Here is a 13,055-nt window from a genome sequence, read left to right as displayed (position 1 = left end):
CTAAGCCGAATTATAATTGCTTTTGTCTAAAAATTGCAGAAATAAAGACTATTCCCTATTCCCGGTATTACTTTAAAATACTATTTAAAGAAGAGCGATAATATTGTTATATTCTTCAGGGGCAAATTATTCTCAAAAACTGGCACTGTTTGAAGTTTCTCTATCAATTCACAAAATCCAGGGAGGATTTATGGCAGAAGAACTAACAGATTGTTCCTATCACCCAGAAAGCCAGTGTCAAAAGCTAAAGATTCAAGTTATTAGGGGTCGATGAGGGCTTTACAACCCTCACCTCCCATTCAGAACCGTGCTTGCGACTTTCACCGCACACGGCTCCTAGTCTAGTTGACTGTTATCATCAGAACATCTGGTTTATGATTGAGTTGTAAGACCCATCAGTTGCCGTTTTGATATCGTGACAATGGCGATGTAATAGTTGCAGGTTCTTATATTCGTTTTTCCCGCCTAAAGATGTAGGATGAATTGTGTCCCGATTTCTACAACATCTTCTGGGGTAAAATATTGTCCACAGAAGTTACATTTACCTTTTTGCTTTTTGAGCAAAGTTGCTACTCTTTTAGGTACATCAAAAGATGTTCCTTTTCTTGTACTCCAGTAAGTCCAGTTTCCATCATAAGGTGATGCGTCAGGTCTTACAGTTACATGGCGGGTGATAGGTATTTCTGCATGGGTTAGTAGTTTATACCCGTCTTTGGTTTCAAAACTCCATGCCCTATTCTCGTTTTTTCTGAAGTAGTTTTTCAGTTTTTTGTAACTTGCTTTACCGCATCGGCTGACTGTCCATGCTCTTAATCTTTGCCATGTAACATAGTCTAATGAGGAGAATGTTTCTTTGGAAACAACTTTGGAATGGTAGTTACACCATCCTCTTATGACTGGGTTTAGGTTTTTGATTAATGCGTGTTGGGGTGCAGTTTTGTGGGTTTTAATTACTTCCTTCACCTTATCCGAGTGAGCTTTGATTGATTTCTTACTAGGTTTGATTAAGGTTTTAAAACCTAATAATTTGGGTTTTTGACTTCCGGTTTTACTAGAATGGTGTTTACCAACTGGATATTGCCGGAAGTTCCAGCCTAGAAAGTCGAATCCTGGTTTTACCTTTTCGCCGTTTATTTCGATTTCTCTTAATGTGTGGCAAATTCGGGTTTTGGCTGGTTTCAGTTCTAATCCGATAGGTTTTAACCATTCTTCGATTTCAATCATGCACTGTTGAATAATTTCTAATTGTGGACTTACCACGATGAAATCATCGGCATATCTAATGACTAGGGCTTGAACACGGTATTTCTTTTTTGGAAATTTATGTTCAATTAGTCTAATCATTCCATCCAGTGCGATGTTAGCGAGTAGAGGACTGATAACACCTCCTTGTGGTGTACCTGCCTCGGTTGCCTCAAATATGCCGTTGTCCATTACTCCAGCTTTCAACCATTGTCTGATTTGGGCTTTTATTATTGATGGACAATCAATTTTGGACAGTAGGTAATCATGATTAATCTGGTCGAAGCATTTTGAGATGTCAGCATCTAGGATGTAATATTCCCCTTGTTTGATGCTATGGAAGACTCGTGACATTGCGTCATGGGCAGAGCGTCCGGGTCTAAACCCGTAGCTTTCACCCTCAAATCTGGCTTCCCATTGTGGCTCTAATGCAGATTTCACCAAGGCTTGCCTTACTCTGTCGTTTATAGTTGGAATTCCTAGAGGTCTTTCCTCACCGTTGGGTTTGGGTATCCATTTCCTTCGGAGTGGTTTTGCCTTTTGGTATTTATTCAAGTTTTGGGCAAGTTCTAATCGTTGTTTGGGTGTGATGGATTTAACCCCATCTATCCCGGATGTCTTCTTGCCTTGATTATCTTGAGTTACCCTTCTAATTGCTAAGAGTTTGGCGTAATATGACTTGACTAGAAGTTTTTGGAGCTTCCGAGCTTTTGCATTTTGTCCCGATAATGATGCCTGGTAAATTCTCTTTTGCAGCTTAAATACTACCCGTTGAACTTTCGCCCAATTGATAGTATTCCATGCAGTCGTAGTCTTGGTTATACTCGTTTTCACCGTTTTAACTGCTAATTAAAACCTTACCTAACAACTAAACCGGACTCCATGGGCATATCTTAAACATTACGTTTAAGCATTAGCTTCAGAATCCATCTCTCACCCTCACAACATCCGCCATAGATTTGTGGCTACCTAACAGTATTCGACCTCTGTAGGAGTATACGAGGGGTTTTAACGTTCCTTGGAAATGGGTTTATTGCCTTTAGAATCATCCTATCCGCCGAGGTACTTTTGGGAGTCTTAGTAAGTGTTGAACTGAAATACTTACCTTTTATAGAAGTATCGTTGAAACTTCCATCTTTTCCCTTTGTTCTTTTGAACGCAGCGTAATCAAGTCAATTTCGCTACTTTATTATAACGACGGTTCAAGTCGGATGTTCACTTTCGTTATTCTTGGGCAATTGGCTAGAGAAATTACTTAGGTATTTGACTTATATCCGATTCCCCTTTACTCCCAGCTTCAGTGTTTTGATAATCAGTCTGACACTGTGGGAATTGCCGTATCTCTTTGGAATGGGCTACCGTACTTTATTGTTCGGAAAGCCGCACCATTGACTCCGAGATTGACCTTCCTTTAGGGTCACATTTCCAAAGTTAAGACAGGTTTTGATTGGATTTATTGTTGGGTTTGAATGCCCTTCTATCAATTGTCTACACCTATCTCCCTGCTTACGTTTGGGGTTTATCCCTAGACTTTGACAGGAACGTTTCGCACCAACAATTAAAATTACAACTGTACGAAGAAAAACAAAACTGCAAACAGTTAGAAAACCGGCTCAGAAGTCAAGAAAAATATCGAGAAATTGTAGAAACGCAAACAGAATTAATTTGTCGATTTCTCCCGGATGGAACAATTACCTTTGTTAATTTAGCCTTTAGTCGTTATTTTAATCAATCTTTTCAAGAATTAATCGGAAAAATGATTTATTCCTTAATCCCCCCGGACGAACATCAACCCTTAAAAACTTACCTCCAAAGTTTATCTCCCCAAGCGTCAGTCGGCACTTACAAACATCCTATTATTCTATCTTCTGGGGAAGTTCGTTGGCAACAATCAGAAGTTAAAATTATTCTTTCTTTAGCTGCCCAAGTTAACATGGCAATTCAACAATCTCAACTCTATCATAAACTTGAAGAAGTTAATCAAGAATTACACCGCCTTGCCACTGTTGATGGATTAACTCAAGTTGCAAATCGTCGTTATTTTGATACCTATTTATTAGCTGAATGGGCAAGGTTAGCACGGGAAAAATTGCCCATTTCGTTGATTTTATGCGATGTAGATTTTTTTAAAAAGTATAACGATAAGTATGGACATTTAAAAGGGGATGAATGTCTCAAGCAAGTCGCTGAAATTTTAGAAAAATTTGCTCAACGTCCAGCAGATTTAGTTGCTCGTTATGGGGGAGAAGAATTTGCTCTGATTTTACCCAACACAGACCAATCTTGGGCCTTTACTGTCGCTAAATTAATTCAGGAAAAACTCGCTCAAATGAAAATTATTCACCCCGATTCACCCCATCATTATGTTACCTTGAGTCAAGGAATAAGTAGTTGTATTCCTTGTCCTAACACGAATATTGATTTGTTAATTAAAAGGGCAGATGATGCCCTCTATGAAGCGAAAGCTAAAGGACGAAATCTAATCATTGTTTATGGGATGGAATTAACAACAAATTGACTAATCACCTCGGGCTGACGATTAATAATATTAGCAGGACTTGTTTTAATATCAGTTTCGGTGTAGGGTTCAATTCCATAAACTGTGACTTGTAACTGTTGGGTTTGTTCATCTACCACAAATTCTGTCCAGCCAAAATTATGCACCGCAAAATAAGACCCTTGCATTAACTCAGCTTTTCCTTGAGTTTCATCTAAACCAATCGGATTATTATATCCTAATTGATTTAATTGATTATTGAGAATCGTTTGAACCAATTGATCTTTACTAGAAGTGGTCTCTAAAGTTTGATAAAAATCCTTTGTCTCTTGAGTAATCGTATCAATTGAACTCAAGTTAATAATTTCTGAACCAAAAGTTGCGGGAATCAACTCCTCCCCTAAATTCAATTGTTGACCTATAGGCCCCACCGTAATTTCAATCGCATCGGTTTGAATTTGAGGTTGATCAAAACTTAATTGATAAGTTAACTCATTAACAATGGTTCCATCTGCACCGCCTGATACAAACACCACATTCTGAATATTATTTTGATCAATAAATTGTAATAAATCCGTGCGTTCAGCCGCATAGCCTTCCCAACGGTCAGCCGAATCAAACAGTCCTAAATTTTGCATCGGAACCGGAGAAAAAATAAATTTCCAAGTGACTCCGGCGTTTTGGGCATCTAATAAATTAGTCTTTAAATCTTGTAACTGAACTTTACCTAATAACGTCCGGTTGGGGTCAAAAGAAGACGCTAAAAATTGATTAATTTGACTGTCTAAAGCCGGGTCAGGAACTTGAGTTAAAGGTGCATCTCGAAAGGAACGGGCATCTAATACAAATAAAGCCCCATCCTGACCAAAAGGTTGAAATCGATAGAGTTTTTCTTGATTAGCTGTGCGTGGGTCTCCCGTTTCTCCATAAACTTGATTTCCCACAGGATTATAGTCTTTCCAAGCGTCTAAACCGATATTAAATTGATTGGTATCGTTAATAAATTGTCCTTCATTTCCAAAAAAGAATTGTTGAGGAGATAAGGCAGGATTTTCTCCTCCGGCAAAATTGTGAATTAAATTTTGATCATTCCAAGTTCCATATAAAGTTGTGGAAGCTTGTAAATTCGCCCAAGGATTAAGCTCTAAACGGGGGGAAACAATTTCATTATATTTAGTTCTAAAATCTAGGGGTGTTGTTGCTTGTTGGACATCGGGTAAATCGGGAGAGATGGTATCCGCAGAAATAGTATTTCCCAGTTGTACAAAAAAGTCTAAATTGCGTTCGGGAACGTTATTGACAGACATATAAGGCATTAATTCTCCTTGTCCGTCTGCCGTTGCTCCAAATCTTAATTCTGTTTGGATATCGAGGGGTGCTGGCGTGCGAAAACTCCCCACCGAGGAGACACCTTGAGCATTCGTAAACCGATAAAAATATTGAGTATTAGGTACTAAATTATTGACTTCTAATTTAACAGGTTCAGTAATATCTGTAACGGTGGTATTGAGAACGCCAATAGGATTAAAAAAACTTAGATTAGTCGCATATTCTAAAGTAATCGGCCCAGTCGCAGAACTGCGTGTCCAAAATACCGTTGAAGTTGCAGTTGTATCCCCCGTTGCTACTCGGTTGGGTAAGCTAGACCCCTCTGGGTCAATAAAGGGGGTAAACCGTCGATTTTCCGCAGCCCCAATATTAATATAATGTTGAATTCCCGTGAGTTCATCTCGTTCAACAGCAGCCACTGCATCAGGATTTTGAGCTAAATAATAGCTAGAATTATAGAGGGGTGTGGGGCTACGATCTTCAAATTGTCCGAATTCAATAAAATGTTCAATTCCAGTAATATTACCTTGGGCAACGGCTTGAGAAACATCAGGATTTTCGTTTAAATAATAAGAGGTATTAAATAAAAAACTGGGGTTACGATTTTCAAATTGCCCTAGGGTAATATAATGTTGAAAACCACTAGCAAATGCTCCACTATTAACGGCTTGGGCAACATCAGGATTTGTACTTAAATAATAAGATTCATCATAGAGGGGACTCGGTTGGCGAACTTGAAATTGACCCGACTCAATAAAGTGTTGAAATCCATTGGCAATTACCCCACTCTTGACGGCGGCGGCAACATCAGGATTTTGAGCTAAATAAAAGGATTCATTAAATAAACCAGCAGCATCTAACATAAACGTAATTCAATGAAATGAACCTGATAACCTTTAAGGGCGAGATGACCTCGCCCCTACATCCGAAAATGCTCATTTATGGTTAATAGGACTCAATTTAATATCCTATAGTTCCACAGTTTTAAAGCGGAATCTATTTAAATCGATTTCGCAGTAGCAATAATGGTTCGGTGACGAGGGCTATTAAAATTAATCGTAGGACGTTGAAATCCTGCTTCTATTATGGCTTGTTCAATATCTAAGGTGAAATATTCATCTAAATAAGGTTCTGTACTTTTTAACAAGGTAAAAACATAAGGCGGCATTTTCTTAAATTGTTCTGATTGGGGATTCATATCCATAATGGCTAAATGACCATTCGGACGTAATAAACGTCGTGCTTCGTGGAAAATTTCACGGGTGGGAGCTTGGGGTAATTCGTGACAAATTAAACACAGAGAAACTAAATCAAAAGAAGCACTGGGTAAACTGGTTGACTCCGCAGGTGCATGAACCCATTGGGGAGGATATTTCCAATTCGATTGTTTTTGGGTATTGTAGGTGGCAACTGCTAAAAAATAAGGCGATAAATCCACACCAGTTAACTTCGCATCAGGAAACGTTTCTTGCAGCGCTAATGTACTCATTCCCACACTGCATCCTAAATCCAAAATATCCTGTGGAGGAGTCGGTAATTGAGCTTTTAAAATATCATGATAACTTTGTCGGAGTTTGGCATCCCCCTGGACTCCTGCTTCTGGCCAGATTTTAGCATGAACCGCATAAGCTGCAACTTCCACTTCAACGGCGGCTTGCCAACTGAGATTTCCCTCCTCATAGGCGTGGAAGGACGTAACATAATAATCGGGATATTGCAGATTGGGGTTTTCAACTTGAGATAATTCTGCATCCCAATTCCGGGCGAGTAAGGTTTCCGTCTGTTTTCGCCAAGGAACTCCCATTTTTTCAGCCCGTTTAATCATCATTTGTCGGGCTTGGTGTTTCGCAAAATTGCTGAGGGGTTTAACCGCTAAAATCCCGTTGACGAAGCGGGACATCAATTCGGGTTTGGAGGTGGTGCTGACCGTCATAATTAATATTTGAGTATTTGCATTTATATTCTTTAGTGTTTCACGACGGGGGTTTTTTGTCACCTCGGAAGGAGAAACGAGAAACCGGGTTTCTCCCTTAGAGGGAGGCAGTGAAATCAATAGGTTTTTGTTGGCAATACCGTCGAAAAACGATAATAGGGTAGGTGACGACCCATAACTTTACTGCTGGGATCATAGTTTTTTTTTAGGTCACATACCCTACGATAAAAAATGATGGAGAGATGGGTTAATAAACTGAGTTTCTAGGTTAATTATGAAGAAAAAATAGTCGTCAATTCAGATTTTTGAGGGTTAATTTCTAACAGTTGATTATTCAAAACCATTGTGGTACTTGAATTATATTCAAAGCCAATACGTTCATAAAATTTTTGTTGATAGGTTGTCATTAAATAAACCCGTTCAACGCGACACATTTTGGGATGACTTAATACAGTTTGGACTAATTTTCGTCCCAGTCCACTACCTTGATAATCAGGATGAATCACCACATCCCAAATATTAGCGCGATAAATGCCATCAGAAGTTGCCCTTGCAAACCCAATCATTTGCTCATAATCCCATACCGTAACAACGGGTTCACTATTACTAATGGCAATTTTTAAATCTTCTTGGCTTCGATCTTTTGCCCAAAATGCAGCGAGTTGAAATAGAGCTTGAAGCTGGTTTAAATCAATGTTGGTACGAGAATCATTAAATAAGATATGATGGTGATCCGGGTAAACGGCTTTCATAGAGAATAATCCTTCAAATGATTTTGAGCAACCGATAACCACTGATAACTGTTAAGAAACTGATAAATTTTAACTCAAGATTAGCACGTTAAAGCAGATCCAGTTTAATCCACTGAAACAAGGTGCTATGGAACAGATCAAAGTTCATTGAGTGTGTGGCGAATTTAACAAGATTAAAAAAAATACGCCTCTTTTCCAGATGGGAACTGGACTGATATTGAGTGTTTTTCTTGAAATAAATCCTATAACATAGGGATAGAATAATCAAGAGTTTAGGATCAAATATGAGCGTTTAATGACATTTGCAGCCAGAAGGTGAGATTTTCCCTAGAACACTCTCAGAAATTCTGTAATTTCAGTAACTAATTCCCTGATTTATCATGTTTTTAATCCTTAAATAAAGGGGTGCGTGCGCTGTACTTACAAACCCTACAGGAGTTGAATAATGCTAAATTTTTTCAACAAAAAACGGGCTATTTTAGCCCGCTTTAGCAAGAGATAAAATTAATTAAGCTTCAACTGCTGCGGGTTCAGCTTGAGGAACAGCGTAAACACTAATTTTTTGGCGAGTTTTACCTTTGCGTTCAAAACAAACAACCCCATCAATTTTCGCAAATAAGGTATCATCGCTACCGATACCCACGTTGTTACCTGGGTGGAATTTGCAACCCCGTTGACGAACTAAAATATTACCAGCGCGCACCACTTGACCCCCAAAACGCTTGACACCCAAGCGCTGGGCGTTAGAGTCACGACCGTTACGAGTGCTACCCGTCCCTTTCTTATGAGCCATTTTATTCTCCCAATGAAATAATCAGTATGTTAGATAGTCTGACGCAATGTGGTGTTACTCTTCAGTTATCGTCCCAGATTCTGCGGGTTGTTCTTCCCGCTTCGCCACGACAGACCCATTCAGAGAAATAGAGTCAATCATCAACCGAGTAATTTCTTGGCGATGACCTTGTTTTTTGCGGGTTTTCTTCTTCGGACGCATTTTATAAACAATAATTTTTCGTCCCCGCAGATGGCGCATCACAGTTCCTTCAACGGTCGCCCCACTCACTAAAGGCTGACCAATTTGAACGTCGCCGTCATGATTGACTAACAGAACTTTATCAATGGTAATTTGTTCATTTTCTTCGGCGGCTAATAGTTCAATATCGTAAAACCGACCGGGTTCTACTTTGATTTGTTTACCGCCTGTTTCAATAATTGCGTAACTCATGGAATTTTGGGTTAAGGTTGCCGTACAGGTAGCCCAAAAACACTGAAAGCACGTTCAACCCTTAACAGGTTAATGAACTTTGTGTCTTTTTCGAGCGTTTGCCATGTCTGCACCTGTTCCGAGCAAGGTTTAGACACAATCTCTTATTATCGTTGATGAGTATTCATTCTGTCAAGTCCAAACCCGTAGTCAGCTTTTCAGGGCTTCAACCCAGTGTCAACAACAAAGACAAAAAATTAATTAACTTTAGCTTTTACTAACAGTTGGATTCGGTACTTTTTCAGCAGATTTATCGACAAATAGGGTATCAATATCAATTGATTCATAACCTTTTGTGGCTAATAAATTCAACATTGAACCTAATTGTACCCAAATCAATAAAGCCGTTGGAATCACAACGATTAACCCCATCAATCCCGCAATCCAATAGACGGGAAAAAACACCGCCAAACTGGAACTTACAGACAATGAGATAAATAACGTCATCCCCAAATAAGCAGTAATTAAATTGGGGGTTTTATAAGGAATAGACGTTGAGCGTTGAGCGCTTTCTCTCCACACCGCCACTTGATATTCCAACATATCTTTAAAAATGATTCCCCACAAGACGGCTAACACCGTTGAAGCTACAACAACAATATAAATCGGGGAAACGACAAGGGGTTCAGAGATCATAATCAATGCCAAAAAGGAAGGATTTTTTACAATTTGTTACATTAGTATATCGCTTTTGTTAAAACCAGGGAATATCTAGGGACTGTAATAATTCCAGGTCATCTTGCTACGACGATAGCGATTTTGCTCCCACAGGGACGCACGCTTCGGATTAGGGTTCGGTTCAGGGTTATGATAAATGCGGAGTTCCTTGGTACTCAAGACGATTAATTCTTCTCGCCAATCCTTAGAAACATCTGCAACATAGAGGCGATAGGTTTGTTCAGGAAATTGAATTTGATATTCACCGTTAAGGGGATCGAAAATCGCCACATCTCCCTGTTCATGGCGTTCCTTGGCGACGGCTAACTGTTTAGCTTCCCCCGTCCAATCAATCGGAAAAATCACTTCAACCCCTTTCTGTGTCCAACCTTCAGGCGCAGTCTTACTGAATTCATAGTTAGAAATGAGTTGACCTTTAGCATCAAAGACAAAGGGTTTTTGATCCGTATTAAAACGACTCCGACACCAAATTTCCAATCCAGGACGACTGGGATCAAAGTCTCCCACCGCAGCATTTTGAGGTTCCCAATTTTTATAATCTGTTTCCCAAATCAGTCCTTTTTTATTGTAGAGAAAAACACGATCACGTTTAAGACGGTTGGAACCCAGGGCCTTTTCTCTTTTTTCCCCCCCTTCTTCTAAACCCACAACTTCCAACCCAGGAATATCAGGTCGAACATCCGCAATCAAAACAGAATCTAGATGACCTTTAAGAGGAAGACTAAACAAGATATCGCCTTTTGGAGAAATTAGCGTCCCCCCTAACACTTCATCTAAGCCATCTCCATCGAGATCTCCAACCCGTGCGCCATTGTGTGCATTGGCGACAAAATCATTTCTTGTCCACAAAGGTTGAGGATTATCTTGTTTGAGTAAATCTTCAATAGAATAAGCCGCAATATAACGACCCATCCGATAATCAGCATTTTCAGTGGCTTGTAGAAGTAGATCGCGATCGCCTTTTCCGCGAAAATTCGCAATTACTAAATGTTCCCACCGATCAGTTCCTTCAGGAGAGGTGAGTTGAATTTCTCGAATTGTTTGTCCCGTTGCACCCTCAACAATATGTAACCGCTTATCTGACGTCAGAAACAAGACTTCTATTTTGCCATCTCCGTTCACATCAGCAGCTTGAACTCCAGGTGCGTGTAACCCCGGTAAACCTTCGCTTTCTGCTTGTGTGGTGAGTTGCACCTTAGCAGATTTCTCCCAGAGTTTTTGACCGGAATGATCGTAAACCCGAATTAAACCTTGTTGCTGACCCAGAAGATTTGAACGAGACTGGGTAATAATAAAGTCTTTTTGATTATTGTTATTAACATCAACCGCAATCAGTCCCCCTTGATCTTTAGGTTTCATGGAAAAATCTAAGGGAATCACTTTAACATTTGGATTAGAATTGCTTAAGCTTTCTTGTTGATAAGAGGATGCTTCCCCACATCCCCAATTCAAACTTGCTAGGACTAGACTTAAGCTGAATAAGCTCAAAATTTTGTTCATGTTTACTCTCTCAATTGAACTTTCAAGACTTATCCTAGTCATTGCACTGAAGCTGACTTCATCAGCACAGAAACAGATTTTAAGAACTAATTTAGCATAATCCTAAGTCAAAAGACGAAGGTTTAAGGTTTTTTGATTGAAATCTTGCCTTCATCATCAATTTTTAAAGGGGTTTTGGGGAAATCTTGTTGAATGAGATTGCGAATTAACTTAATACTTTTAGAATGGTTATCTAAATTAGGAACTCCTTGAGAATCTAATTGAACGGGGATAATTTTCCCGCTTATAAAATCTCCTTGAGGATTAACTTTTGCTTCTAAAATTAACGAATATCCTAACTCTGCATCCGTTGATAAGGTTCGATATCCCATAAAATTTCCTAAAGAATAAGCAATTAATTTATCTTTATACAATTCTAATGCTCTGGGAACGTGGGGGCCGTGTCCTAAGATTAAATCAGCCCCTGCATCTATCATATTATGAGTAAATGAAACTAAATTTCCGCGATTTTCTCCGTAGAAATATTCCGTTTTATTCTTAACATTTAACGCACCTGTTCCTTCCGCTCCACCATGAAAAGAAATCACGACAAAATCAGCATTTTTCTGAGCTTGTTTAACTAACTTTTTGCCCGCTTCAATATTACTTAAATTATTATGAGCGTCATAATTACTAAATCCAATAAAGGCAACTTTTACCCCTTTGACTTCATGATAAACAATTTTTCCCTTTTCTCCCACCGCCTTGATATTGGCTTTTTGAATATTCTGAACGGTATCTTTAAAACCCGCTTCAAAAAAATCAAACGAGTGATTATTCGCAACATTCAAAATATTAAATCCGGCATCCTTCAATAAAGTCGTATATTCAGGAGGAGTGCGAAAAGCAAAAACTAACCCACGACCTATCGATTTCGCGCTATTAGGATATTTCGTTAATGTACTTTCAAAATTACCAAAAACAATATCTCCTTTTAATTCCGGTTTCACATCTGCAAATAAAGCTTTTTTATTAGAAGATAATTTATTATAAGGATAATTCGTTCCAGGGATAATATCTCCGACAGCCCGAATGGTCAGTTGTAAATCAGGATTAATCGGATTTTGCAGCGTTGTTAAGGTTAACTGCGAGACTTGATTAAGAGTTTTAATTGTTGCAGTTTTGTGAACTGGCAAGGGTGAGGGTGTAGAAACGGGTTCTACTGCTAAAGATAGAGAGGGGATTTTAGGTAAATCGGTAGAGATATGTTGAGAAATTCCCGTTAAAATAGCCGTAATTTGTTGATGATTTTGGTTAACGAGAAATCCTGATAATGGCAAAACCATTAAACTAACAGAACCCGCAATCAACCAAGGTTTAGAAACTGAAATTTGAGGTTTAGGGAAAACAACTTTAGGAACCGAAATGTGCAGTTTAGGGCTTGAAAGTTTAGGAAGGGATACCTTGAGTTGAGGCGTTTTTTGAGGTTGAGGTTTCGGAGGAGTTGGGGGTCTGACCGGGGAAGGTTGAGGGTTAGAGACGAACTCTCTCAGAACCAGAGTTTGTGTCCAAGCAACTTTTTTCTGACCTCGACGGAATGCGGAAATCGTCACAGACCCAATACAGGCGGCATCTAACCGCATCAAACCGTTATGAACCACCCGCACACAGGCTTGAGCATCGGGAACTTGGCTAGACTCCAAAACCACGCTGAGATGGTGGTCTTGACGAGTAGCTTTTGCCGTTACCCCTTTGGGTTGTAGCGCCTGATTGATTAAAATAGCAATTGCTGTTGCATCCCCTGCTTTAGCCAGGGCGATAGTCTTGTGGTCACTCACTCCAATGTCCTCACATCCAATTTAATTTCTGGCGCAATTTCCC

9 protein-coding genes and 1 pseudogene are annotated in these 13,055 nt (G+C 39.3%); 1 reads left to right on the top strand and 9 read right to left on the bottom strand.

The features are described 5' to 3' along the window. Nucleotides 1-336: 336 nt before the first annotated feature. A pseudogene (gene ltrA / locus PL9214_RS13190) lies at nt 337-2,076 on the bottom strand (group II intron reverse transcriptase/maturase). A 631-nt stretch (nt 2,077-2,707) separates the two neighbouring features. On the opposite strand from ltrA, the gene PL9214_RS13185 reads away from it, so the two are divergent. Then, complete coding sequence (locus PL9214_RS13185) at nt 2,708-3,760, top strand: GGDEF domain-containing protein (RefSeq protein ID WP_186440357.1); 1,053 nt, start codon at nt 2,708-2,710, stop codon at nt 3,758-3,760. On the opposite strand, the gene PL9214_RS13180 is transcribed toward PL9214_RS13185, so the two are convergent. From PL9214_RS13180 to PL9214_RS13145, 8 genes are all read right to left on the bottom strand, one after another. Then, nucleotides 3,733-5,931: an alkaline phosphatase D family protein gene (locus tag PL9214_RS13180; RefSeq protein WP_072719271.1), complete on the bottom strand. Its 2,199-nt coding sequence runs from the start codon at nt 5,929-5,931 to the stop codon at nt 3,733-3,735. The genes PL9214_RS13185 and PL9214_RS13180 overlap by 28 nt on opposite strands. A gap of 137 nt (nt 5,932-6,068) precedes the next feature. Further along, entirely contained in the window at nt 6,069-7,001 is a 933-nt protein-coding gene (locus PL9214_RS13175; RefSeq protein ID WP_072719270.1) for a class I SAM-dependent methyltransferase, read from the bottom strand. Nucleotides 7,002-7,273: 272 nt separating this feature from the next. Then, a complete protein-coding gene (locus PL9214_RS13170; RefSeq protein WP_072719269.1) occupies nt 7,274-7,753 on the bottom strand; it encodes a GNAT family N-acetyltransferase in 480 nt (159 codons plus the stop codon). A 508-nt stretch (nt 7,754-8,261) separates the two neighbouring features. Beyond that, the gene (rpmA, locus tag PL9214_RS13165; RefSeq protein ID WP_072719268.1) at nt 8,262-8,546 is read right to left on the bottom strand and encodes a 50S ribosomal protein L27; all 285 of its coding nucleotides are present in this window, start codon (nt 8,544-8,546) and stop codon (nt 8,262-8,264) included. 54 nt (nt 8,547-8,600) lie between these two features. Continuing rightward, complete coding sequence (gene rplU, locus PL9214_RS13160; RefSeq protein WP_072719267.1) at nt 8,601-8,978, bottom strand: 50S ribosomal protein L21; 378 nt, start codon at nt 8,976-8,978, stop codon at nt 8,601-8,603. A gap of 246 nt (nt 8,979-9,224) precedes the next feature. Continuing rightward, nucleotides 9,225-9,653, bottom strand: a complete 429-nt coding sequence (locus PL9214_RS13155; protein ID WP_072719266.1) for a hypothetical protein — start codon at nt 9,651-9,653, stop codon at nt 9,225-9,227. A gap of 75 nt (nt 9,654-9,728) precedes the next feature. Further along, nucleotides 9,729-11,195: a rhamnogalacturonan lyase family protein gene (locus tag PL9214_RS13150; protein WP_222425236.1), complete on the bottom strand. Its 1,467-nt coding sequence runs from the start codon at nt 11,193-11,195 to the stop codon at nt 9,729-9,731. A gap of 122 nt (nt 11,196-11,317) precedes the next feature. Then, nucleotides 11,318-13,012 carry a CapA family protein gene (locus tag PL9214_RS13145; protein WP_072719264.1) on the bottom strand — a complete coding sequence of 565 codons (1,695 nt, stop codon included), beginning with the start codon at nt 13,010-13,012 and terminating at the stop codon, nt 11,318-11,320. Nucleotides 13,013-13,055 lie beyond the last annotated feature (43 nt).

Origin of the sequence: Planktothrix tepida PCC 9214 (assembly GCF_900009145.1) — a bacterium.
GTDB lineage: Bacteria > Cyanobacteriota > Cyanobacteriia > Cyanobacteriales > Microcoleaceae > Planktothrix > Planktothrix tepida.
Note: the sequence above shows the minus strand (reverse complement) of the source record. Positions and strands in the feature narration are given on the sequence as shown.

Bases quoted from the DNA above. Each gene is read 5' to 3' on its own strand.
- PL9214_RS13180 (WP_072719271.1), bottom strand. From the start codon at position 5,931: ATGTTAGATGCTGCTGGTTTATTTAATGAATCCTTTTATTTAGCTCAA.
- PL9214_RS13175 (WP_072719270.1), bottom strand. From the start codon at position 7,001: ATGACGGTCAGCACCACCTCCAAACCCGAATTGATGTCCCGCTTCGTC.
- PL9214_RS13170 (WP_072719269.1), bottom strand. From the start codon at position 7,753: ATGAAAGCCGTTTACCCGGATCACCATCATATCTTATTTAATGATTCT.
- rpmA (WP_072719268.1), bottom strand. From the start codon at position 8,546: ATGGCTCATAAGAAAGGGACGGGTAGCACTCGTAACGGTCGTGACTCT.
- rplU (WP_072719267.1), bottom strand. From the start codon at position 8,978: ATGAGTTACGCAATTATTGAAACAGGCGGTAAACAAATCAAAGTAGAA.
- PL9214_RS13155 (WP_072719266.1), bottom strand. From the start codon at position 9,653: ATGATCTCTGAACCCCTTGTCGTTTCCCCGATTTATATTGTTGTTGTA.
- PL9214_RS13150 (WP_222425236.1), bottom strand. From the start codon at position 11,195: ATGAACAAAATTTTGAGCTTATTCAGCTTAAGTCTAGTCCTAGCAAGT.